The 1,353-nt window shown below is 72.0% G+C and carries 1 protein-coding gene; it reads left to right on the top strand.

The window, feature by feature from the left end:
• A partial coding sequence (locus IE142_RS34685; protein WP_229831198.1) for a condensation domain-containing protein occupies positions 1 to 1,353 on the top strand: 1,353 nt, incomplete at both ends.

The following is a 1,353-nucleotide window of genomic DNA, read 5'->3' as shown; positions in this document are numbered from 1 at the left end:
GCCACCCTCTACAAGACCGGCATCACCCCCCACCCCCTCGACGACGCCCCCACCCGACCCTGGCTCGCTCACGCCGACGCCCAAGCCAACCTCCAAGGGCTCAGGCAGCAGTTGGCCGGCGAAAGGCCCGCGGAACTCCGCCTCACCGGCGTCCCGAACCCCCGTCTCGTACATGAACTCGCCGTGCGGCAGGCCCTCGAAGAGAGCGCCCCCCTGCCCGACCGCCCCACCGCATCATCCACCGGCCTCGAGGCCTTCCACGCCCTGGGCGACGAGCACGGCTACTGGACCGGCATCACCTGGAACACCCAGGACACCGACGCCGTGGACGTCGTCTTCGTCGACCGGAGCCGGCTGTCCGGCCGCGCCCCCGTCGGCACGTACGCCGCGCTCCCCACCAGCACCTCCACCGCACCCCTGTCCACGTGGGCGACCAACCCCGCCGCCCGCCGCGGCACCGGCGCCCTGGTCACCAAGCTCCGTGAGCACACCCGCGACCATCTGCCCGACTACATGGTCCCGTCGGCCATCGTCCCCCTCGACCGGTTGCCCTTGACGGCCAACGGCAAGCTGGACCGGGCGGCCTTGCCCGCGCCGGAGTTCGCGTCGGCCGGGTCGGGACGAGGGGCGCGCACGCCGCAGGAGCAGATCGTGTGCGATCTGTTCGCGCAGGTGCTGGGACTGCCGCGGGTCGGCGTCGACGACGACTTCTTCGACCTGGGCGGACACTCGCTGCTGGCCACCCGTCTCATCGCTCAGATCCGTGCCGCGTTCGGCGTGGAGCTGGAGCTGCGTGCGCTGTTCGAGGGCCCGACGCCGGCCGCGGTGGCGGCACTCCTCGACACCGCCGCCCCCGGGCGCCTGGCCCTCGCCGTCCGCCGGCGACCCGAGGTCATGCCGCTGTCCTTCGCCCAGCGCAGGCTGTGGTTCATCCACAAGATGGAGGGGCCGAGCGCCACGTACAACATCCCGCTGGCCCTGCGGCTGAGCGGTGAGTTGGACCGTGACGCGCTGCGGGCCGCTGTCGGTGACGTGGTGGCCCGGCACGAGAGTCTGCGGACGGTGTTCCCCGAGGCCGAGGGCGTCCCCTGCCAACAGGTGCTGTCACCCGAGGCAGCAGTTCCCCACCTCGCCGTCCACCCCACGACCGACGCCGAGCTGCCGGACGCCCTGAAGTCAGCGGCCCGGTACGCCTTCGACCTGGCCACCGAGACCCCGCTGCGCGCCGACCTCTTCGAACTCTCGTCGCAGGAGTACGTGCTGCTGCTGGTGGTGCATCACATCGCGGGCGACGGGTGGTCGTTGGGTCCGCTCGCTTCTGATCTCACGCGTGCTTACTCGGCGCGGGTGGAG

This window comes from Streptomyces mutabilis, assembly GCF_014649815.1.
GTDB classification, from domain to species: domain Bacteria; phylum Actinomycetota; class Actinomycetes; order Streptomycetales; family Streptomycetaceae; genus Streptomyces; species Streptomyces mutabilis.
The sequence above is the reverse complement of the archived record's forward strand: the minus strand, read 5'-3'. Positions and strand labels throughout refer to the sequence as shown.